The sequence below is a fragment of the Nocardia sp. NPDC055002 genome, assembly GCF_053608825.1.
The window spans coordinates 145,787-166,441 of the sequence record NZ_JBSGWE010000011.1 but is presented as its reverse complement, the minus strand read 5'-3'; the positions used below and the strand labels follow the sequence as shown (position 1 = coordinate 166,441).

Sequence of the window (20,655 nt, the reverse complement as noted above, 5' to 3'; positions counted from 1 at the left end):
CATCGAACCCCGATCCGGATGCCCGGATCGGGGTTCGATGGTGTTCAGCTCCAGCTGTATTCGGCTACCAACCGGTGCGCGACCAGGTCGAAGGTCTTGCGCTCGACGATCGCGCCCTCGCGCCGGATGCCGTCCTCCGGCACATCGAGTACCCGGTCCAGCCGTACCCAGCTCGGCCTGCCGTCGTGATCCCACGGCCCGGTGCCGATGCCCACCCAGTTGCGGTCGTGGGCTCGGTCGGCCTTCGACGACAGCATCAGTCCGAGCAGAGTCTTGCGGTCGCGCCCGACCACCAGCACCGGCCGGTCCTTGCCATTGGTCGGGTCTTCCTCGAACGGCACCCAGGTCCACACGATCTCCCCGGGGTCGGCGCGTCCGTCGAGCTGCGGGCAGTAGACGATCTGGCGGGCGCGATGCGCCGTCGGCACGGGGGTCGAGGCCGTCGGGCGTACCGCGACGGCGGGTCCCGGCTTGGTCGCCAGTGCGTCCACCAGCTTCTCGAGCAGTCGTGGCCCCTGCTTGCGCACGATTTTGGGCCCCTGCTCCTTGGCGATGACGCCGAGCTGCTTGCCGAGACTGTTCCAACTGCTGGCCATCTGTGAAATATAACGCCGACTCGCACTTCGGTGCATCGGTGACAGGGCCCGGGTTCGGCGGAATGACAAGGTCTACTCACGGTCGGGTGCACCGGTGCGAGTGGTGTAGCTGGGCGCATGGGACGATGGGCGCAGTTCGCCTATACCCCGCGAGGAGTGGAGTGGCTTCCAGTTTTGCCGATACGACGTTCACCGATCCGTCCCGGATCCGGAACTTCTGCATCATCGCCCACATCGACCATGGCAAGTCGACCCTGGCCGATCGGATGTTGCAGCTGACCGGTGTGGTCGAGGAGCGGGCCATGCGTGCCCAGTACCTGGACAGGATGGACATCGAGCGTGAGCGCGGCATCACGATCAAGGCGCAGAACGTGCGGTTGCCGTGGCAGGTCGACGGCACCGAGTACGTCCTGCACCTGATCGACACCCCGGGTCACGTCGACTTCACCTACGAGGTCTCCCGCGCGCTCGAGGCCTGTGAGGGCGCGATCCTGCTGGTCGACGCCGCCCAGGGCATCGAGGCGCAGACTCTCGCGAACCTGTATCTGGCGCTGGAGAAGGATCTCACGATCATTCCCGTGCTCAACAAGATCGACCTGCCCGCCGCGGATCCCGATCGCTACGCCGCCGAGCTGGCCCACATCGTCGGCTGCGAGCCGGGCGACGTGCTGCGTGTCTCGGGTAAGACCGGCGTCGGCGTGACCGAACTGCTGGACAAGGTGATCGAAGCCGTGCCCGCTCCCGTGGGCGACGCCGACGCACCGGCTCGCGCGATGATCTTCGACTCGGTCTACGACACCTACCGGGGCGTGGTCACCTACATCCGCGTGGTCGACGGCAAGATCTCCCCGCGCGAGAAGATCAAGATGATGTCGACCGGCGCGACCCACGAGCTGCTGGAAGTCGGCATCGTCTCGCCCGAACCCAAGCCCACCCAGGGGCTGGGCGTCGGCGAGGTCGGCTATCTGATCACCGGCGTGAAGGACGTGCGCCAGTCGAAGGTCGGCGATACCGTCACCAGCGCCCGCAACGGCGCCACCGAAGCCCTCACCGGCTACCGCGAGCCGCGACCGATGGTCTACTCCGGTCTGTACCCGGTCGACGGCTCCGACTATCCGGATCTGCGTGACGCGCTGGACAAGCTGCAGCTCAACGATGCCGCGCTCACCTACGAGCCGGAGACCTCAGTGGCGCTGGGCTTCGGCTTCCGCTGTGGCTTCCTCGGTCTGCTGCACATGGAGATCACGCGCGAGCGGTTGCAGCGAGAGTTCGGGCTCGAGCTCATCTCCACCGCACCCAACGTGGTGTACCGGGTGGAGATGGAGGACGGCACCGAACACGTCGTCACCAACCCGTCGTACTGGCCGGAGGGCAAGTCGCGGCACGTGTACGAACCCATCGTGAAGTGCACCGTCATCTCGCCGAGCGAGTTCATCGGCTCGATCATGGAGCTGTGCCAGCAGCGTCGCGGCGAGCTGGGCGGCATGGACTACCTGTCCGAGACCCGCGTCGAGCTGCGCTACACCATGCCGATGGCCGAGATCATCTTCGACTTCTTCGACCTGCTGAAGTCGCGCACCCGCGGCTACGCCAGCCTCGACTACGAAGAGGCGGGCGAGCAGGAAGCCGATCTGGTGAAGGTCGACATCCTGCTCCAGGGTGAGGCTGTCGACGCGTTCAGCGCGATCGTGCACCGCGACGCCGCGCAGGGCTACGGGCACAAGATGACGACCAAGCTGCGCGAACTGATCCCGCGTCAGCAGTTCGAGGTACCGATCCAGGCCGCGATCGGCGCGAAGATCATTGCCCGCGAGAACATCCGGGCGATCCGCAAGGACGTCCTCGCCAAGTGCTACGGCGGCGACATCAGCCGCAAGCGCAAGCTCCTCGAGAAGCAGAAGGAGGGCAAGAAGCGCATGAAGACCATCGGTCGCGTGGAGGTCCCCCAGGAAGCCTTCGTGGCGGCGCTGTCCTCGGATTCGGACAAGCCCAAGAAGTAGGCAAGCCCCAGAACGACCGCTCAGGCGCCGGTGCTCACCGGCGCCTGAGCTATTTCCACCCGCAGGCGGACGCCGCCGAGCGGGCTGTGGGCGAGTTCGGCGGTACCGGAATGCAACTCGGCCTGCTGGCGAACCAGTGCCAGGCCGAGACCGGAGCCGGGAGAGCCGGGGCGTTTGGCGAAGCGGTCGAAAGCGGTGGGGGACAGGTGTGCCGGTATGCCCGTGCCGTTGTCGTCGATGGTGATCTCGGCGCCGCTGCCGGTAGTCCGTGCGGCGACGGCGACCTCGGTGGCCTGGCCGTGCAGCACCGCGTTGGCGACCGCGTTGGTCACGATCAGCATGATCCCGCCGGGCAGCCCGTGTACCGGGACCGGATCGCAGGCGGTGAGGGCGACGTCGACGCCGGGATTCGCGCGGCGGGCGTTCTGCACCGCGCGGTCGAGGGTCTCGCACAGTTCGAACGGTTCGAACGCGCCGTGATCGGTGAGATCGCCGACGGCGAGGCGTTCCAGATCGGTGAGGGTGCGCTCGATCTGGCCCTCGGCGGCCAGCACATCGGCGAGGACGATGCCGCGCTGGTCGGCGGGCAGTTCGGTGCCGGACAGCACCTGCAGGTCGGTGCGCATGGCAGTGAGCGGAGTACGGAGCTCGTGGGCGCAGACGGCAGCGAAGTCGCGGGCACTGGCCAGTGCCTGCCGGGTCTCACCGTGTGCGGTCTCGAGGCGTGCCAGCATCCGGTTGATCGCGTCGGAGAGTTCCTCGGCCTCCTTGGCGCCGCGCCCCGACAGCGGCGGCAACTCGTCGAGTGTGTCGATCTCGTGGGTGGCGGTGGCGAGCCTGCGCAGCGGGCGGGCGGCGAATCCGGCCAGCACCCAACCCAATACGGCGGCGACGATCACCCCGGCCACCCCGATGCCGAGACCGATCAGCTGGCTGCGGGTGATAGCGGCGTCGACGAGGTCGCGATCGGGATCGAGCCGGACCAGCATTCCCGGGGCGCCCTGGACCTGGGCGAGCGCGTCATCGGGTGGGGCGCCGGGGACCACGAGGGTGCGCTCACGCGGTATCCCGGTGGCGGGCAACGGAACCGGGGTCCAGGGTTCCTGAAGTCCGGGTGGCTCCGCGGGCGCGCCGTCGTAGCGCTGCGCGATCTGTACCCGCATGCTGGACACGGTCTGATCGAGCTGGCTCGTACCCGTCACCTTCAGCAGCGCGGCGTAGGTCAGTCCGAGGGTGACCGCGACCAGTGCGGCCACCGCCGCCGACACCAGCGCGACCCGAACCCGCAACGACCATGAGGACTTCACGGCTGATCCCGCAGCACGAACCCGACCCCGCGCACGGTGTGCACCACCCGCGCGACACCGTCGGCCTCCAGTTTGCGGCGCAGATACGAGACGAACACATCGACCACATTGGTGTCGGTGCTGAAGTCGTAACCCCAGACGGTCGACAGGATCTGCTCGCGCCCGAGCACGATTCCGGCATTGCGCGCCAGCATCGCGAGCAGCTCGAACTCGCGTTTGGTGAGCTCGACCGGTGCCGAACCCGCGTGCACCCGATGTCCGCTCAGATCGATCATCACCTCGCCGACCTGGATCGTGTCGGCCGACGAGGCGGCGGTGACCGGTCTGCGCCGCAACAGCGCGCGCAGCCGCGCGACCAGCTCGCCCAGATCGAACGGCTTGGTCAGATAGTCGTCGGCACCACGCTCGAGCGCGGCGATCCGGTCGGTGACCGCGCTGCGCGCGCTGAGTACACAGATGGGGATGTCGTTGCCCATCGCGCGCAGGGCGGTGACCACCCCGACGCCGTCGAGTTCGGGCATGTTCACGTCGAGCACCATGGCGTCGGGAGCAGCGGTTCCCACCAGGGAGAGTGCGCGAGCGCCGTCGGGCGCGGTGATCACCTCGAAGCCTGAGAGCTCGAGGCCGCGCCGCAGCGACGCGAGCACGCGGACCTCGTCGTCGACGACCAAGATCTGCTGTCCCGTCATGCACTCACCCTAGTGTTTTCCGCTGTTTATGCTGGTCAGAACGGTTGTGCGGGCTGGGTATCGGCAGAACCGGTCGCCGGGGCCGGGACGACGTCGGCGAAGCCGCCGGGCGCGGGGACGATGGTGCGCTCACCATCGGGGTGGATCCGCTGACATTCCACGGGACCGTCCATCGACGGTGCGGGCCTGCCCGGGGCCGCGCGCTCGATGTGGATCCGCCCGGTTTCCTGGCCGGGCGCGCCGGGAACGGTGCGTTCGAGACGGATTCCGGGCTCGGCGGGCAGCGGGGGTAGACCGGGCACGTCCCCGCCGCCCGGCGCGGTGCAGATGATCGTGGTTGCCCGGCCGTCGTCGGGGCGCTCGCCCGGATCGGCGGACGCGACGCCCGCCACAGTGGCGGTGATCACGGCGGCACCGCCGAGTAGTGCGGCGGCCTTGACGCGGTGACGGGTGGAGAGTGCGGTCATGATCGGGCTCCTGACTGTGCGTTTCACCGACCTTCTCGGTCGACCGCACCGACGCTAGGGTTCCGATCTTCACGCTCCGTTGAGCATTCGTTAGAGTTCTCTTGGGATCGTGCGCGCCCCTGATTCCCCGGGCTCGCCGAAAGATGTTGCTCGCCATAAGGTGAGCGGGGTACCAACCGGCCTGCACGAAATGACAGGCCGATGTCCGGGAAATAGTGTTGGATGGGCCTCACTTCGCCGCTGTTTGTGGTGGGGAACCACAGCGATGCGAGTGTTGGAGCTTTGATGACGCGTGATCTGCCTTTCGATGACGGTGCCGCGCGCGCAGAGGGGTCGGAGGGGTCGGACACGGCCTACCGGATCGCCAACGGCGTAGCCCGGGTGGCCAGGGCCGGCGCCTATGTCACCGGTGGCGCGTTGGTCGCGGCCAACGGGACCACACGCGAGCCGGGCACCAGCAATGCCGACAGCAGGTACGCGGGCTGGTCGCAGCAGACCGTCTCCACCGATCCGAGCCCGGACGCACCGAGCCCGATCGTGACCTTCCCCGACTTGGCCGTCGAGCCCCCGCCTGCCCCGGTGATTCCGCACACGGCATTCGCCGCGCCGCCCAAGCCCGACGTGTCGATGGTCGCGGCGACGGACGAATCCCCCCGGCGCCCAGAGGTTCCCGGCTCCGACGGTGATCGTGAATTCCGGATCCCCGGCAGCGACGAGCCGTCCAGCGGTATCGGCATACCGGGCTACGGGCACACGCCCGCCGGACCGGGGTACCACGACACCCCGAACCCGCTGCCCGGCACCACCCCGGATCCCGGCTTCGATCTGCCCGGTTTCGAAGGTCTGCCGGGCCACGGCAACCTTCCCGGGTTCGAGCTACCCGGCACCGGCCACGGTCTGCCCGGTTTCGACGGTCTGCCCGGCGGCGGTATCGGCATTCCGGGCTACGACGGTCTGCCCGGCAACGGGTTCGGCATCCCCGGCTACGACAGCGTCGGGTTGCCCAGTGGCGATTCGGCCGGCGCCGGCGCGCCCGGCGGCATATTCGACGGGATCGGCAACCTCGGCGGGGCGTTCGACGGTATCGGTGGCATGTTCGACGGCGTCGGCGCGATGGTGACCACCGACTGGCAGGTCGACGTCCACGTCGGGCTCGACGGCGTGTGGGCCACCTCGCAGATGAAGGTCGACGTGCAGGTCGGCCAGGTCGGCGATCAGCTCGACGACTACGGCCAGTGGCTCGGTGACGGGCTGAAGGTCCCCGGTGACACCGCAGGCACCACGCCGGCCGGGTCCGGCCTCGGCACTTCCTCGTCCGGCGGAACCGGTCTGGGCAACTCGTCGTCGGGCGCTCCCGGCCTGCCCGGTTCGTCCTCGTCGGGTGTCGGCCTGCCCGGCACGACGGCGCCCGCTGCGCCCGCACCGGCGCTCGCGGCGCCCGCACCGGCGCTCGCGGCGCCCGCACCGGCCATCGCGGCTCCCGCACCCGCCCCGGCGACACCGTTCGCGGCGGCTCCCGCGCACGCGCCTGCCCCGATCGCCCCCGTGCCTGTCGCCCCCGCCGCGCCCGCGCCGGTGGCGGTCAACCCCGTGGTCAGCACGCCGTTGCAGACCACCATTCAGCCCGACGCGGCCTCCACCCCGATCGCGAATGTGTTCGGTCATCAAGCCGTGTCGCCGCTGACCGCGCCGGCGGCCTCGGTGCCCGCGCTGTTCACCCCACCCACCCCGACGAAACCCGTTGTGCTGCCCGAAGTCTCCGGTGGCGGCCACACCCCGACGACCGTGCCGGTGACGGTTCCCTCCAAGGTCCCGACTGTCGACCTCGACACCCCGACGACGGTGAAGGTGCCCACGGTCACGGCGCCGACCGCGCCCGACGTCACCACGGTGCCGATCACCGTGCCGCCGACCGGCCACACCGGCTCGACCGCTCCGACCAAGCCGACCACTCCCGACGACGACCTCACCACCAAGCCGGGGACCAGCACCGGCGGTGTGACGACCCCCTCGACCGGGGGGAGTACGCCGACCGTCGATGTGCCCAGCCAGACCACCCCGCACACGAGTGCGTCGGTGCCCACCCAGCAGCCGACGGCGCCGACGAAGCAGCCGACCATCGATCCGCCGACCAAGCAGCCGACCGTCGACATCGACCCGCCGACGGTGGTCACCCCGCCGCCGGTCACCGTGCAGCCGACCGTCGCGCCGGTAAAACCCCCGGTCATCGAGACCAAGCCGATCGCCGCCGAGTTCGACCAGCACGACAGCGGCTACCATGGCGTTTCGGCCGGATTGTTCGATACGGGCTTGGGTGGCGGTGATTTGCACGCAGCCGCGTTTCCCATCGAGCACCACGGGTATGACTTCGTGGTCTGACACGACGATTTCGGCCGTGTCGATGCGACGAGAGTGAGGAACAGGTGTCTGCCGCAGCCGGACTGCAGACCGCGACGGTGAAGCATCCGGATGTGATGGCTCCCGTTGTCGCGCTGGTCGACGAACTGCGGGAACTGGTCCGCTCGGGCGGCCGTAACGACCTCGATGCCCGTCTCGGCATGGTGCGGGCCAGGCTCAGCGATCCGCGGGTCCGGATCGTCGTCGTCGGCGAACCGCAGGCGGGGATGAGCACGCTGGTCAACAGCATGGTCGGGTCGCCGGTCAGTGCCACCGAGGGCAAGCCGAGCGTTCCGGTGATCGTCGAATACGGCCAGGCGCCGAAGGCGACGCTGGTGAAGTCGGCGCCGGGTGGCCGCGTCGAACGGGTGCCGGTCGACCCACTGAATCCGCTTCCCGCCCTGACCGCACTCGGTGTGTTGCGCGCCGAGTTCGCCGAGCCGAGTGGGCTGCTGGCCGACGGTCTCGTCGTGATGGACGCGCCCGGCTCGACCGCGCACGAGGCGGCCGCCTGGTCGATGATCGCCGCCGCCGATGTCGTGCTCTACGCCGCCGACTCCGCCGCCGAGCTCACCGAGGCGCAGCTGGACTACCTGCGCCGGGTCGAGCAGGTGTGCCCGTCGGTGGTCTGCGTACTCACCAAGATCGACCGCAACCCGCACTGGTCGCTCACCCAGCGACGCAATCGCGCGCTGCTCGACGGTGCCGGGCTGAACTTCGCGGTGGCTCCCGTCTCCGGTCTGCTGCATCGAGAGGCCGCCGAGCGCGGCGACCAGCAGCGTGATGCCGAGTCAGGCGTACCCCAGCTCATCGATCACCTGCGGGAATACGTTGTCGCCCAGGCCGATTCGGTGGCCGTGACGGCCGCGGTGCGCGATATCGCGCTGATCACCGACCAGCTCACCGTCACCCTGCGGGCCGAGTCGGACACGCTGCGCGACCCGCGCAGGCGTGCCGAGATCACCCAGCGCCTCGCCGCCGCGCGCACGACCGCCGATCAGCTGCGACAGCGCACCGCCACCTGGCAGGTCACCCTCGTCGACGGCAGCTCCGAGCTCAGCGCCGACATCGAACACGATCTGCGGCACCGGTTGCGCACCTTGGTCCGCGAGGCCGAGGCCGAGATCACCCGCACCGACCCTGCCCGCAAGTGGTCCGATTTCGCCTCCGAACTGGACGCGCGGATCTGCGAGGCGGTCGAGGAGAACTTCGTGATGGCGCACTACCGCGCCGTCGAGCTCACCGAGCAGGTGGCCTCGAAGTTCCCGCCCGACAACCGAACCCCGCCGCTGCCCGAACTGCGGCTGACCAACCCGGGCGAGGTCCTCGAGCCGGTGCAGCCGCTGGAACCCCTCGAAAGTGCCAAAGCCGGTGTGGGACAGCAGCTGCTCACCGCGCTGCGTGGCTCCTACGGCGGCATCCTGATGGTCGGTCTGGCCACCAGCCTGCTCGGGATGTCGCTGGTGAACTGGTACTCCGCCGGCGCGGGTGTGCTGCTCGGTGTGAACGCGCTGTGGGACGACCGCAAGAACCGCAAGCATCGCAGGCAGGCCGAGGCCAAGGTGGCCGTCGCGCGGCTGGCCGACGACGTGATCTTCCAGGTGGGCAAGGAATCGCGTAACCGCCTTCGCTCCCTGCAACGTGTGCTGCGCGACCACTACACCGAGATCGCCGCCGAGGTGGGCCGCACCGCCGACGAGGCCCTGCGCGCCGCCGAGGAGACGGGCCTGCGCTACGGCGACCATCGGGAACTGCGTATCACCGAGATCGACGCGGGCCTGCGCACGGTGGCGGGGATACGCGCCCGCGCCGAACGCCTCGCCTACTGAGCGGGCGCCGGGTGGGCCGAAACACTGTGTCCGGCACCGGGCGAAGACGTCGGCGGCTCCAGTCTCATGATCGGTGCGAAGGCGAGTGCGCGGGCTGGAACTGACCCGCGTTGCGCTGGTCCTCGGCCCGGATCACGTGGGTCACGGCGTTGATCAGCGCCAAGTGGGTGAAGGCCTGCGGGAAGTTGCCCAGGTGACGTCCGGTGCGTGAGTCGATCTCCTCGGCGTAGAGGCGCAGCGGGCTGGCCAGTCCGAGCAGCCGCTCACACAGGTTGGTGGCCCGTTCGAGTTCGCCGATCTCCACCAGCGCAGAGACCAGCCAGAACGAACAGATCGTGAAGGTGCCCTCCTCGCCTTCCAGACCGTCGTCGGTGGTCTCGGTGCGGTAGCGCAGCACCAGTCCGTTGACGGTGAGGCGGTCGGCGATGGCGAGCACCGTCGCGCGGATGCGCGGATCGTCGGGCGGCAGGAAACGGGTCAGCACCACCAGCAGCAGCGAGGCGTCGAGTGTGTTGCCACCATAGGTCTGGGTGAAGATGCCCTCCGGGCTGACGCCGAATTCGAGGACGTCGTCGCGGATCTCCTCGGCGATCTCGAACCACTCGGCCGCGCGCTCGTGCTGGCCGTGCAACTCCGCCAGCCGGGCACCGCGATCCAGCGCCACCCAGCACATCACCTTCGACGAGGTGAAGTCCTGCGGTTCGCCGCGGACCTCCCAGATCCCGCGATCGGGTTTGCGCCAGTTCGCGATCGCCGCGTGCACGGTGCGTTCGAGCAGCGGCCACAGCGATTCCGGCACCTGCCCGCGCGATTTCACATGCAGGTACACCGCGTCGAGCATGGTGCCCCAGATGTCGTGCTGGTCCTGGTCGTAGGCGGCGTTGCCGACGCGGACCGGGCGCGCGCCGTCGTAGCCGGACAGATTCGGCAGCTCGTATTCGGTGATCTGCCGTTCGCCGCCGATTCCGTAGAGGACCTGCAGGGGGACCGCGTCCCCGTTCTCGCCGGTGGTGACGTCGTCGAGGAAGGCGAAGAAGTCGTTGGCCTCGCGGTCGAGGCCGAGGGTGTACAGGCCCCACAGCGCGAAACTCGCATCGCGCACCCAGGTGTAGCGGTAGTCCCAGTTACGTTCTCCGCCAGGGGTTTCCGGAAGTGAGGTGGTGGCGGCGGCGAGGAGCGCGCCCGTCGGCGCGTAGGTGAGCCCCTTGAGCGTGAGTGCGCTGCGCTGCAGGTAGCTGCGCCACGGATGGTCGGGGAAATCACCCTGGGTGATCCAGCGCCGCCAGCACTCGGTGGTCGCCCACATCTTCTGCGCGGCCTCGTCGTAGGTGGCGGGCGCGGGGAGCTCCGACCAGGTGAGCGCGACGAACACCTGGTCGCCCTCGGCCATCCTGGTGCGGGCGCGTGCCTCCCTACCCTCCAGGCCGAGGCGCAGATCGGTGGTGAGAATCAGCGACGGCCCACTGTCGGGATCGCTCGACGCCCGCGCGGTCGCCTGCTCGTAGACCTTGCCGGTGTACTCCCACTTGGCCCCGCTCTGGTGATAGTCGAACGAGGGCTGACAGCTCATTTCGAGCTCGACGGTGCCGCTCACACACTTGACGGTGCGCAACAGGATGTGTTCGGCGTCCCAGTCCATCGGGGTGCGCCGGTGGGTCTTGGACCGGGCGTTGTTGTTGTGCCACGGGCCGAGTACCAGTGTGTCGCGCACGATCAGCCAGCCGGTTTCGGTCTGCCAGGTGGTTTCCAGGATCATTCCGCCCGGCAGGTAGCGCCGCGCCGCGGGCACGTTCGTTCCGTAGGGGCCGATCCGGAAATGCCCGGCGCTGCGGTCGAGGATCGCGCCGAAAATGCTGGGGGAGTCCGGGCGTGGCACGCACATCCACTCCACCGAACCGCTGCTGGCGATCAGGCAGCTGGTTTCACAGTCGGACAGGAAGGCGTAGTCGTCGATCGGGGGAAACGCGCCGCGACGGCCGCTGGAGGACACCGGACTCAGAATCGGCAGGCTGTCAGCGCTGGAAGACTCCATACCCCATCATCACGGCGGTGTGGGCGCGCGTCCACCGCTCGGGGCGGCGATCTCGGCGTATCGGCCGGTCGCGGCCGGGAATTCGCCCGCGGCCGTGCGGACGGCGAGGGCGTTCACAGCGACCGACTAGGCTGGACGGCGTGCAACGCATCGCAGGTTGGTGGGACGGGTTCGAACTCTGGGTAGCCGGGCTGCCCTTCATTCCGCAGTTTCTCGTGGTGCTGGTCGGTATGGTCCCGATCAGCTTCGCCATCGCCTTCCTGCTCGACCGCAGCCTGCGCATGGCCTTCCGCCTGCTGCGCCGCGACGATCGCATCGAACCGCCGATGCCGGTCACCCTCGCCGAACGCCCGACCGTCGGCAGCGGTGCCCGCTGATGCCACGTTCTCGCGTCCAGCTCGCGCTCATCGCCCTCTTGGTCCTGGTCGTCATCGCGTGGTTCTTCACGCGCTAGTCGGCGCGAGCACCAGCCCGCGCCGACCCGGCGGCTAGTTCTTGCGCCAGTCGTCGAAACGTTTGCCCAGGTCGGATACCGTGCGGCCGACTTCCTGACCCACCGTGTTCACCGCCGAGCCCACGTCGCGGCCCAGGTCGCGCACCGTGCGGACCAGCAGGTCCTCGGACTGGTCGAACGACTCGCGGTAGTGCCGGGTCGCCTCCTTGACCTCGTCGCTGATCCGCGCGTTCTTGTCCTGCTCGCGACGCGGATAGCTGCCGCCGAGCACCCGCTCGTACTCGCCGGACTGGATCCAGCGGCGCAGCTCGGCCGCGCGCAGCACCGAGAACGGGTGCGACTGCAGTTCCAGGTTGAGCAGCTTGAGCACGCCGTCGCGCAGGTCGCCCGAGCGCATGTAGTCGTCGGCCTGGTCGAGGAACGCGCCGTGGTTCATCTCGTGCAGCCACGCGCCGCCCGCGGTCTTCATGTGCACGCGCACCGAAGCCTCCACGTCCTGGCAGCACAGCAGCCCCGCCCGGTCGCCGGACAGCTCCGACTTGCGGCTCCACTCCATCAGCGCTGCCACGATCGCGCGCAACGCCCAGCCGCCCACCGGCATCCAGCCGACCGAGGCCGACAGCCGCATCAGGTGCATGAGCATCGTGCGATACACCGCGTGCCCGGACAGCGCGTGGCCGAGTTCGTGGCCGACCACGAACCGCAGTTCCTCGGTGTCCATCAGTTCGAGCAGGCCGGTGGTGAGCACGATGAACGGCTTGTCCATCCCGATGGTGAACGCGTTCACCGAAGGGTCCTGGAGCACGAACATCTCCGGGGTGGATTGCGCGTCGAGCACGCCGACGCAGTCCGCGCGCAACTGGTGCAGGGTGCGGAACTGCCGATCGTCGACCCGCACGGCGGTCGCCAGGTACATCAACCGGTGCTGGCGCTCCCGCAACAATCCCGACAGCGCCCGCAGCACCGTATCGAAGCCGCTCAGCGAGCGCAGCGCCACGAGCGCGGTGCGGTCGGCCGGGTGTTCCCAAGCGCGCGTGCTGATCTCCGGAAAACGCGTGCGAACCCGGTCTGGAGCCATGGTCATAGGATGAAATCCCCCCTGGTTAGAGAACTCTCGTCGATTGCGATCATCATGGCGCAATCTGCTACAGTCTGCCTGTGTCGTCGAGTGTCGCCCCGCAGATCCGCCATGAGTTGGCGTTGATCGCTGTCGGCAACCTCGCGGTCGCAGACATTCTCTGTCGATGATCGGCCACCGGACTCGGCTGCGCGTTCTTGCCCAGTAGACTGGCGCGCGCTTTCCTTTCGCAGTCGTAGTCCGTCACTCCGGGGGCCGTTGGGCCCGAGTCGCGCCAACTGTCGTATATCCACGTACGACAGGTCTACCGATCGACACGATCTTCCCTGCCGCCACGAAAATCGTTGCGCCGCAGGTCCTTTCCCGAAAGGTACACCCCGATGTCTCGCAACACCTGGATCGGCTCGCGCCGCCGCGCCGCCGCCATCGCTCTCACTGCTGTCGCCGCGGTCGCCCTGACCGCCTGCGGCGGCGGCGCCAGCGACTCGACCGACGGCGGCGCTACCGTGGCCGACGGCAGCGGGGGCACCCTCAACCTCTACGCCTACGCTGTCCCGAAGCCGGGATTCGACAAGGTCGTGCCCGAGTTCAACAAGACCGACGCGGGCAAGGGTGTGCAGGTCCAGGCCTCCTACGGCGCCTCGGGCGATCAGTCGCGCAAGGTCAAGGACGGCGCCGAGGCCGACGTCGTGAACTTCTCCGTCGAGCCCGACATCACCCGCCTGGTCGATGCAGGCCTGGTCGAGTCCACCTGGAACGCCGACGCCACCAAGGGCATCCCCTTCGGTTCGGTCGTCACCCTGGTGGTGCGCAAGGGCAACCCCAAGGGCATCAAGGACTGGGACGACCTGCTGAAGCCGGGTGTCGAGGTCGTCACCCCGAACCCGTTCAGCTCGGGCTCGGCCAAGTGGAACCTGCTCGCGCCCTACGCCGCCAAGAGCGACGGCGGCAAGAACCAGCAGGCCGGTCTGGACTACCTGTCGCAGCTGGTCTCCCCCGAGCACGTGAAGGTGCAGCCCAAGTCGGGCCGTGAAGCCACCGAGACCTTCCTGCAGGGCACCGGCGACGTGCTGCTGAGCTACGAGAACGAGGCCATCTTCTCCGAGCGCAACGGCGACCCGATCGAGCACATCAACCCGCCCACCACCTTCAAGATCGAGAACCCGGTCGCGGTGCTGAAGAACTCGAAGAACCTGGCCAAGGCCACCGCGTTCCGCGACTTCCTGTTCACCGCCGAGGGCCAGAAGGCCTGGGCGCAGGCCGGCTTCCGCCCGGTCGACCCGAAGGTCGCGGCCGAGTTCGCCAAGGACTTCCCGACCCCGGCCAAGCTGTGGACCATCGACGACCTCGGTGGCTGGAAGGCTGTCGACAAGGATCTGTTCGCGCAGGGCACCGGCAAGGTCGCCGTCATCTACGACAAGGCCACCAAGTAGGCCGTGACCCGGCTCACACGCGATACTGGACAACTGTGACTGACAGCAGTGGGCCCGCCGGGACCGGGGATACCTCCGATCCCGGCGGCGCCGTGAAACTGGACAAGAAGCCGCCGACCTCGCGCGGACATCGCTGGGCCTGGCTGCGCGTCACCGGGTCGGTGGGCCCGTTCGGCATCGGTGTCGCCGTGCTGTGGCTCAGCCTCATCGTGCTGCTGCCGCTGGCGGCGCTCACCGTCAGCTCCTTCGAAGACGGCTGGTCCGGCTTCTGGGACGCGGTCACCGCGCCCTCGGCGCTCGACTCGCTGAAGGTGACGATCGGCGTCTCGGTGATCGTCGCCGTGATCAATGTCGTGATGGGCACGCTGATCGCCTGGGTGCTGGTTCGTGACGAGTTCCCGGGCAAGGGCATCGTCAACGCGCTGATCGACCTTCCGTTCGCGCTGCCCACGATCGTCGCCTCGATCGTGTTGCTCTCGCTCTACGGCCCGAACAGCCCGGTCGACATCCACCTCAACGCCACCCAGCCCGGTCTGGTGGTGGCGCTGGCCTTCGTCACGCTGCCGTTCGTGGTGCGCTCGGTGCAGCCGGTGCTGATCGAGGTCGACAAGGAAGTGGAGCAGGCGTCGCTGTCGCTGGGCGCGAGCAACTGGATCACCTTCCGGCGCATCGTGCTGCCCACCCTGGCGCCGGCGATCATCTCCGGCGGCGGCCTCGCCTTCGCCAGGGCGATCGGTGAGTACGGGTCGGTGGTGCTGATCGGCGGCAATATTCCGCGCGAGACGCAGATGACCTCGCAGTACATCCAGCAGCAGATCGAGGTCGACCGGCCGGTCAACGCGGCCGCGGTGTCGGTGGCGCTGCTGGTGATCTCGTTCGTCAGCCTGCTCGTGCTGCGGATTCTCGCCGAACGCACTTCGCGCAAAGAAGAGGCGGCCCGATGAAACTGTCCGCGTTCACCAGGATCTCGCTGCGCACCATCGCGCTGGGCTACCTGCTGATCTTGTTGGTGCTGCCGCTGGTGATCATCCTGCTGCGCACGTTCGAGCGGGGGATCGGCGCGTTCATCGACTCGATCACCACGCCCGCGGCCATCTCGGCGTTCCAGCTGTCGATGATCATCGTGGTCATCGTGGTGCCGCTGAACGTGGTGTTCGGTGTGGTCACGGCGCTGGCGCTGGTCCGGAGCAAGTTCCCGGGCCGCAGTCTGATGCAGGGCATCGTCGACCTGCCGTTCGCGGTGTCGCCGGTGGTCGTCGGTGTGTCACTGATCCTGCTGTGGGGCGCGGGCGGCTGGTTCGGTGGGCTGGAATCACTCGGCTTCAAGGTGATCTTCAGCCTGCCCGGCATGGTGATCGCGACCATCTTCGTCACGCTGCCGTTCGTGGTGCGTGAGGTGGAGCCGGTGCTGCACGAGATCGGTGACGATCAGGAGCAGGCCGCGGCCACCCTCGGCGCCTCGCGCTGGCAGACCTTCTGGCGCATCACCCTGCCCGCCATCCGCTGGGGCCTGACCTACGGCGTCGTGCTCACCGTGGCCCGCGCGCTGGGCGAATTCGGCGCGGTGATCATGGTCTCCACGGCGCTGCCCGGTAAGTCCCAGACGCTCACCCTGCTGGTGCACGGCCGCTATATCAACGACCACAACACCTTCGGCGCCTACAGCGCGGCCACCCTGCTGATGGGTATGGCGCTGATCGTCCTTCTCCTGATGACTCTCCTCGAACGCAAGCGGGGCACCGAATGATCACCGTGACCAACGCGCGCAAGAACTACGGTTCCTTCGCCGCCCTCGACGATGTCAGCATCGATATCCCCTCGGGCGAACTCACCGCTCTGCTCGGCCCGTCCGGTTCGGGCAAGTCGACGCTGCTGCGTTCGATCGCCGGTCTCGAGTCCCTCGACTCGGGTGTGGTGGTGATCGCGGGTAACGACGTCACCCACGTGGCGCCGCAGAAGCGCGATATCGGCTTCGTGTTCCAGCACTACGCCGCGTTCAAGCACATGACCGTGCGCGACAACGTCGCCTTCGGCCTGACCATCCGCAAGCGGCCGAAGAAGGAGATCGACAAGCGCGTCGACGAGCTGCTCGGCATCGTCGGACTCGACGGTTTCCAGCACCGCTATCCCGCGCAGCTCTCCGGCGGTCAGCGTCAGCGCATGGCACTGGCCCGCGCGCTGGCCGTCGACCCGCAGGTGCTGCTCCTGGACGAGCCGTTCGGCGCGCTCGACGCGAAGGTGCGCACCGATCTGCGGCAGTGGCTGCGCAGGCTGCACGACGAGGTCCACGTGACCACCGTCCTGGTCACCCACGACCAGGAGGAGGCGCTGGATGTGGCCGACCGTATCGCGGTGATGAACAAGGGCCGCATCGAGCAGGTCGGTTCGCCCGAGGAGGTCTACGACCGGCCCGCCAACGAGTTCGTGATGTCGTTCCTCGGCGCGGTCGCCCGGCTCAACGGCCATCTGGTCCGCCCGCACGACATCCGCGTCGGGCGTGATCCGAGCATGGCGATGGCCGAACACGAGGGCACCGCCGAATCGGCGGGCGTCACCAGGGCCACGGTGGAGCGGATCGTGCGCCTCGGTTTCGAGGTGCGCCTGGAATTGCGCAATGCCGCGACCGGCGACCAGTTCGCCGCCCAGGTCACTCGCGGTGATGCCGCGGCGCTGCACCTGACCGAGGGCGAGACCGTGTACGCCCGTGCCACCCGGATCCCGGACCTTCCCCTGGCCTGATCCTCCAGCGACAACCGGGGCCCCGCGACATCTGTCGCGGGGCCTCGGTGCGTTGTCGAGGGGTTCGCCGGCGGTCCGTGCGCGGTTCGACTGATGTGGATCGGCGCAGGTTAACCGGTACCGGCGGTCCGTAGGCCGGTTCGACGCGCTCGCCGGACAACTATTTTTCGTGTCTCGCCGCGGCCCCCCGAAGACTGTGCATGACGCAGTGTCACAGGTAGAGGCATTTTTACTGGCGAGTAGCTTCCTCAACAGGGCTTTCGCCACGCCGGACACGAGAAATTCGGCATGGCATGGAGTTGACGTGACTCGGTGTAGGTGTAACCATTGGAAACAGTAAACGTCCCTAGAGGAGAGGCAGTGACGACGATGTCTGCGCCCACCACCCCTGACGTCGATCCTGTAGTCGCAGAGGCTCAGGCGTACGCCGAGAAGTTGCTGATGCTGTCCGAGGCATCGGTCGATCGCCACTTCGACCCGTTCGAGGACATCGACTGGGACGCCCCCGACTTCGATCCGAACTGCAAGCCCGAGCGCTGGGTCCTGGTCACCTCGGCCGACCCCATCGGTCGCCACCCCTGGTACCAGGCGCTGCCGCTGGACAAGAAGATCGAGATCGGCAAGGTCCGCCAGGCCAATGTGGCCAAGGTCGGCCTGCAGTTCGAGGCGATCCTGATCATCGGCATGATGCAGCACATCTTCAACCTGAAGAACAACGACCCGGAGTTCCGGTACTGCTCGCACGAGATGATCGAAGAGCACAACCACACTCTGATGTTCCAGGAGATGGTGAACCGCGTCGCCGACGTGCCGGGCATGAACCCGCTCGTGCGTCAGCTGCGTCACCTGGCCGCCCCGGCCGGTGCGCTGTTCCCGAACTTCTTCTTCATGGCCGTGCTCGCCGGCGAAGAGCCGATCGACCACATCCAGAAGGACATCCTGCGCTCGGGTGACGACATCCACCCGATCATGCGCGGCGTGATGGCGATCCACGTGGCCGAGGAAGCTCGCCACATCTCCTTCGCCCACGAGTTCCTGAAGAAGAACGTTCCGGCCCAGCCCGCGCTCAACAAGGCTGTGCTCTCGATCGCCATGCCGATCGTGATGTTCATCCTCGGCCGCGCCATCGCGACGCCGCCGAAGACCTTCTTCAAGCAGTTCGACATGCCCGCCGAGGTCCGCAAGGACCTGTTCTACGGTTCCAAGGAATCGAAGCGGACCTTCGCCGACTACTACGTCGACGTGCGCGCGCTGGCCGAGGAGATCGGTCTGATGAACCCGGTCGCCCGCAAGGTGTGGAAGCTGCTCGGTATCGACGGCCCGTCCAGCCGGTACCGCTCGGAGCCCAAGCGCTCCGCGAAGCACGCTGCCTGAGACGATAGCAATATGCCATACGTTGTCACCCAGTCATGCTGTAGTGACGCCTCGTGCGTCTACGCGTGCCCGGTCAACTGCATTCATCCCACCCCGGATGAGCCGGATTTCCGTACCGCAGAGATGCTCTACGTCGATCCGGCGGCCTGCGTGGACTGTGGTGCCTGTGCCACCGCATGCCCCGTCGATGCCATCACCTCGTCGAAGAAGCTGACCGACGAGCAGAAGCCGTTCATCGAGATCAACGCCGACTTCTACCGCGTGCAGCGGGATCGGCCGACGTTGGCCGCGCCGGTGATGCCGCCCGCGATCGACACGCAGCGCTCCCCGCTGCGCGTCGCCATCGTGGGATCGGGTCCCTCGGCGATGTACGCCGCCGACGAGCTGCTCACCCAGCCCGGTGTCGCGGTCACGATGTTCGACCGCCTCCCGCAGGCCTACGGTCTGGCGCGCCTGGGCGTCGCGCCCGATCACAAGCACACGCGTAAGGTCGCCGACCTGTTCGACATCATGTCGAAGCAGGACGACTTCGGTACCTACCTCGATGTCGAGATCGGCAAGCACATCAGCCATGCCGAGCTGCTCGAGCACTTCCACGGCGTGATCTACGCCGTCGGCGCGTCCTCGGATCGCAAGCTGGACATTCCCGGCGAAGGCTTGGCGGGCAATGTGTCGGCCACCGATTTCGTCGCCTGGTACAATGGCCATCCCGACCACGCCGAGGATCGGTTCGACCTGAACCAGAAGCGGGTCGTGATCGTCGGCAACGGCAACGTCGCGCTCGACGTCGCGCGCATCCTGACCGTGAATCCGGCGCTGCTCGCCGACACCGATATCGCGCCGTACGCGCTGAAGGCATTGCGCGAGAGCAAGATCGAAGAGGTCGTGATCCTGGGCCGTCGTGGTCCGGCCGAGTCGGCGTTCACGGTGCCCGAGTTCGTCGGCCTGCTGGCCGCCGATATCGACATCGCGATCGACGGCGAGCTGCCCGCGATCACGCCGGATCTGCCCTACAAGGTCGAGCAGAAGCTGCGCCTGCTGCACAGCGTCGCGAATCGCCCGTTCGGCGAGCGCAAGCGCATCGTGTTCCGCTACCTGTCCTCGCCGGTGGAGATCGTCGGCACCGACACGGTGACCGGGGTACGGGTGGAGCGCAACGAGCTCGTCGCCGATGGTGAAGGTCGCGTGGCCGCCACGCCGACCGGTGATACGACACTGCTCGAGGCGGGTGTCGTGCTCACCTCGGTCGGTTACCGAGGGGTCCCGACCGTGGATCTGCCGTTCGACGACGCCCGTGCGGTGATCCCGAACGACGCGGGCCGGGTGCTCACCGCGCCCGGTGGCGAGGTCTTCCCCGGCACCTATGTGACCGGCTGGATCAAGCGCGGCCCGACCGGTTTCATCGGGACCAACAAGTCGTGTGCGCAGGAGACCGTGCAGCAGCTCGCCGACGATTTCAACAGCGGCAAGCTGCGTGAGCCCACCCGCGCCGCGGCCGAGTTCGACCGTCTCGTTCGCGCCCGTCGCCCGCAGGCGGTCGCCCGCGGCGCCGCGGTGCAGAGGGAACGTTCGGTGAAGCGGCTGTTCGCTCGCAGCTGATCGAAAAGCGAAAGGCCCGCAACGTCACTGGGAGACGTTGCGGGCCTTTCGTGTGCCTACTGCGCGACCGGCTGAGTCCGACGACGGCGTGCTCGGCGACCACATACGGCGCCACGTGCGCACATCGGCGTCGACGGTGACATCGGTCGCGACGAACAGCGCGCGGCCGCCTTGGCGATGCCGGAGCCGGCGCCGTTGACGAGTACGACCTGGTCGGCGCATCGAGTGGGCATGCGTAGTGCCTTCTTTCCCTTGGTTTTTCGAACATCCGGTCGGTGTCTCTCCGTCCTTTCGGTCAACCGGCGTGCGCAGGGGTCGCGCTGGCGGGATTCGGTCGCTGCGTTGACGTGTCAGTGAAAGCGGGCCAACTTCGAAATGGGGGAATGTAATTCGCTACCAGTGAAATCGTGTTGGTAGTAAATGAATTGGTTACCAGCCGGTAAGTGCGCTGAATGTCCGTGATAACAAACTCGAAGAATGTATTCAGTGGGCGCTCTGTCCGATTACTCGCAGGTAGCTGCTTCTCGGAGTCTGCGAATCGCGGGGTGGGTGTTCAGGGGGGTGGATATTTAGGCTTCAACGATCTCACCTGCGCGAATCGCCTTGTGGTGACGCATGGTTGCGGTTTCCGTATCAATCCGGCAGCAATTCGCGGACGTGC

At 67.7% G+C, this 20,655-nt stretch carries 17 protein-coding genes; 11 read left to right on the top strand and 6 right to left on the bottom strand.

The annotated features are described in order from the left end of the window. Positions 1 to 44: 44 nt before the first annotated feature. On the bottom strand, positions 45 to 596 hold the full coding sequence (locus ACWF99_RS31595; protein ID WP_358187042.1) for a type II toxin-antitoxin system PemK/MazF family toxin: 552 nt from the start codon (positions 594 to 596) through the stop codon (positions 45 to 47). Positions 597 to 721: 125 nt separating this feature from the next. Between ACWF99_RS31595 and lepA the strand changes: the two genes are divergently transcribed. Next, positions 722 to 2,596, top strand: coding sequence for a translation elongation factor 4 (lepA, locus tag ACWF99_RS31590; protein WP_378637433.1), 1,875 nt, complete (start codon positions 722 to 724; stop codon positions 2,594 to 2,596). A 20-nt stretch (positions 2,597 to 2,616) separates the two neighbouring features. Here lepA and ACWF99_RS31585 read toward each other — a convergent pair whose 3' ends face one another. Genes ACWF99_RS31585 through ACWF99_RS31575 form a run of 3 tightly spaced genes read right to left on the bottom strand, consistent with a single transcriptional unit; the run spans position 2,617 to position 5,059 of the window. Then, positions 2,617 to 3,903: a HAMP domain-containing sensor histidine kinase gene (locus ACWF99_RS31585; RefSeq protein ID WP_452538172.1), complete on the bottom strand. Its 1,287-nt coding sequence runs from the start codon at positions 3,901 to 3,903 to the stop codon at positions 2,617 to 2,619. After that, on the bottom strand, positions 3,900 to 4,592 hold the full coding sequence (locus ACWF99_RS31580) for a response regulator transcription factor (RefSeq protein ID WP_452538171.1): 693 nt from the start codon (positions 4,590 to 4,592) through the stop codon (positions 3,900 to 3,902). Before ACWF99_RS31580 ends, ACWF99_RS31585 begins: the two co-directional genes overlap by 4 nt. Positions 4,593 to 4,627: 35 nt before the next feature. Beyond that, a complete protein-coding gene (locus ACWF99_RS31575; protein WP_378637441.1) occupies positions 4,628 to 5,059 on the bottom strand; it encodes a hypothetical protein in 432 nt (143 codons plus the stop codon). Between the two features lie 285 nt (positions 5,060 to 5,344). On the opposite strand from ACWF99_RS31575, the gene ACWF99_RS31570 reads away from it, so the two are divergent. Then, the gene (locus ACWF99_RS31570) at positions 5,345 to 7,438 is read left to right on the top strand and encodes a hypothetical protein (protein ID WP_452538170.1); all 2,094 of its coding nucleotides are present in this window, start codon (positions 5,345 to 5,347) and stop codon (positions 7,436 to 7,438) included. A gap of 44 nt (positions 7,439 to 7,482) precedes the next feature. Next, positions 7,483 to 9,285: a P-loop NTPase family protein gene (locus ACWF99_RS31565; protein ID WP_378637445.1), complete on the top strand. Its 1,803-nt coding sequence runs from the start codon at positions 7,483 to 7,485 to the stop codon at positions 9,283 to 9,285. Between the two features lie 64 nt (positions 9,286 to 9,349). On the opposite strand, the gene ACWF99_RS31560 is transcribed toward ACWF99_RS31565, so the two are convergent. Further along, a complete protein-coding gene (locus tag ACWF99_RS31560; RefSeq protein ID WP_378637447.1) occupies positions 9,350 to 11,317 on the bottom strand; it encodes a glycoside hydrolase family 15 protein in 1,968 nt (655 codons plus the stop codon). Between the two features lie 140 nt (positions 11,318 to 11,457). Here ACWF99_RS31560 and ACWF99_RS31555 point away from each other — a divergent pair, with 140 nt between their 5' ends. Then, positions 11,458 to 11,694, top strand: coding sequence for a hypothetical protein (locus ACWF99_RS31555; RefSeq protein ID WP_378637449.1), 237 nt, complete (start codon positions 11,458 to 11,460; stop codon positions 11,692 to 11,694). Positions 11,695 to 11,805: 111 nt separating this feature from the next. Here ACWF99_RS31555 and ACWF99_RS31550 read toward each other — a convergent pair whose 3' ends face one another. Continuing rightward, positions 11,806 to 12,855, bottom strand: coding sequence for a M48 family metallopeptidase (locus ACWF99_RS31550; protein ID WP_378637452.1), 1,050 nt, complete (start codon positions 12,853 to 12,855; stop codon positions 11,806 to 11,808). A gap of 74 nt (positions 12,856 to 12,929) precedes the next feature. Here ACWF99_RS31550 and ACWF99_RS31545 point away from each other — a divergent pair, with 74 nt between their 5' ends. The 7 genes from ACWF99_RS31545 to ACWF99_RS31515 all read left to right on the top strand — a co-directional run bounded on the left by ACWF99_RS31545 (position 12,930) and on the right by ACWF99_RS31515 (position 19,994). After that, on the top strand, positions 12,930 to 13,019 hold the full coding sequence (locus tag ACWF99_RS31545) for an Ms4533A family Cys-rich leader peptide (protein WP_019045829.1): 90 nt from the start codon (positions 12,930 to 12,932) through the stop codon (positions 13,017 to 13,019). 210 nt (positions 13,020 to 13,229) lie between these two features. Beyond that, the gene (locus ACWF99_RS31540; RefSeq protein ID WP_378637454.1) at positions 13,230 to 14,282 is read left to right on the top strand and encodes a sulfate ABC transporter substrate-binding protein; all 1,053 of its coding nucleotides are present in this window, start codon (positions 13,230 to 13,232) and stop codon (positions 14,280 to 14,282) included. Positions 14,283 to 14,374: 92 nt separating this feature from the next. Continuing rightward, positions 14,375 to 15,226 carry a sulfate ABC transporter permease subunit CysT gene (gene cysT, locus ACWF99_RS31535; RefSeq protein ID WP_452538190.1) on the top strand — a complete coding sequence of 284 codons (852 nt, stop codon included), beginning with the start codon at positions 14,375 to 14,377 and terminating at the stop codon, positions 15,224 to 15,226. Further along, a complete protein-coding gene (cysW, locus tag ACWF99_RS31530; protein ID WP_452538169.1) occupies positions 15,223 to 16,029 on the top strand; it encodes a sulfate ABC transporter permease subunit CysW in 807 nt (268 codons plus the stop codon). Before cysT ends, cysW begins: the two co-directional genes overlap by 4 nt. Then, positions 16,026 to 17,021 carry a sulfate/molybdate ABC transporter ATP-binding protein gene (locus ACWF99_RS31525; RefSeq protein WP_378657214.1) on the top strand — a complete coding sequence of 332 codons (996 nt, stop codon included), beginning with the start codon at positions 16,026 to 16,028 and terminating at the stop codon, positions 17,019 to 17,021. The genes cysW and ACWF99_RS31525 overlap by 4 nt, the downstream gene beginning before the upstream one ends. A 369-nt stretch (positions 17,022 to 17,390) precedes the next feature. Next, positions 17,391 to 18,395 (top strand): AurF N-oxygenase family protein, encoded by a 1,005-nt coding sequence (locus tag ACWF99_RS31520; RefSeq protein WP_378637746.1) that lies wholly within the window; start codon positions 17,391 to 17,393, stop codon positions 18,393 to 18,395. Positions 18,396 to 18,407: 12 nt separating this feature from the next. Next, on the top strand, positions 18,408 to 19,994 hold the full coding sequence (locus ACWF99_RS31515; protein ID WP_378637462.1) for an FAD-dependent oxidoreductase: 1,587 nt from the start codon (positions 18,408 to 18,410) through the stop codon (positions 19,992 to 19,994). Positions 19,995 to 20,655 lie beyond the last annotated feature (661 nt).

Bases quoted from the DNA above. Each gene is read 5' to 3' on its own strand.
- ACWF99_RS31595 (WP_358187042.1), bottom strand. From the start codon at position 596: ATGGCCAGCAGTTGGAACAGTCTCGGCAAGCAGCTCGGCGTCATCGCC.
- lepA (WP_378637433.1), top strand. From the start codon at position 722: ATGGGCGCAGTTCGCCTATACCCCGCGAGGAGTGGAGTGGCTTCCAGT.
- ACWF99_RS31580 (WP_452538171.1), bottom strand. From the start codon at position 4,592: ATGACGGGACAGCAGATCTTGGTCGTCGACGACGAGGTCCGCGTGCTC.
- ACWF99_RS31575 (WP_378637441.1), bottom strand. From the start codon at position 5,059: ATGACCGCACTCTCCACCCGTCACCGCGTCAAGGCCGCCGCACTACTC.
- ACWF99_RS31570 (WP_452538170.1), top strand. From the start codon at position 5,345: ATGACGCGTGATCTGCCTTTCGATGACGGTGCCGCGCGCGCAGAGGGG.
- ACWF99_RS31560 (WP_378637447.1), bottom strand. From the start codon at position 11,317: ATGGAGTCTTCCAGCGCTGACAGCCTGCCGATTCTGAGTCCGGTGTCC.
- ACWF99_RS31550 (WP_378637452.1), bottom strand. From the start codon at position 12,855: ATGACCATGGCTCCAGACCGGGTTCGCACGCGTTTTCCGGAGATCAGC.
- ACWF99_RS31540 (WP_378637454.1), top strand. From the start codon at position 13,230: ATGTCTCGCAACACCTGGATCGGCTCGCGCCGCCGCGCCGCCGCCATC.
- cysW (WP_452538169.1), top strand. From the start codon at position 15,223: ATGAAACTGTCCGCGTTCACCAGGATCTCGCTGCGCACCATCGCGCTG.
- ACWF99_RS31525 (WP_378657214.1), top strand. From the start codon at position 16,026: ATGATCACCGTGACCAACGCGCGCAAGAACTACGGTTCCTTCGCCGCC.
- ACWF99_RS31520 (WP_378637746.1), top strand. From the start codon at position 17,391: ATGTCTGCGCCCACCACCCCTGACGTCGATCCTGTAGTCGCAGAGGCT.
- ACWF99_RS31515 (WP_378637462.1), top strand. From the start codon at position 18,408: ATGCCATACGTTGTCACCCAGTCATGCTGTAGTGACGCCTCGTGCGTC.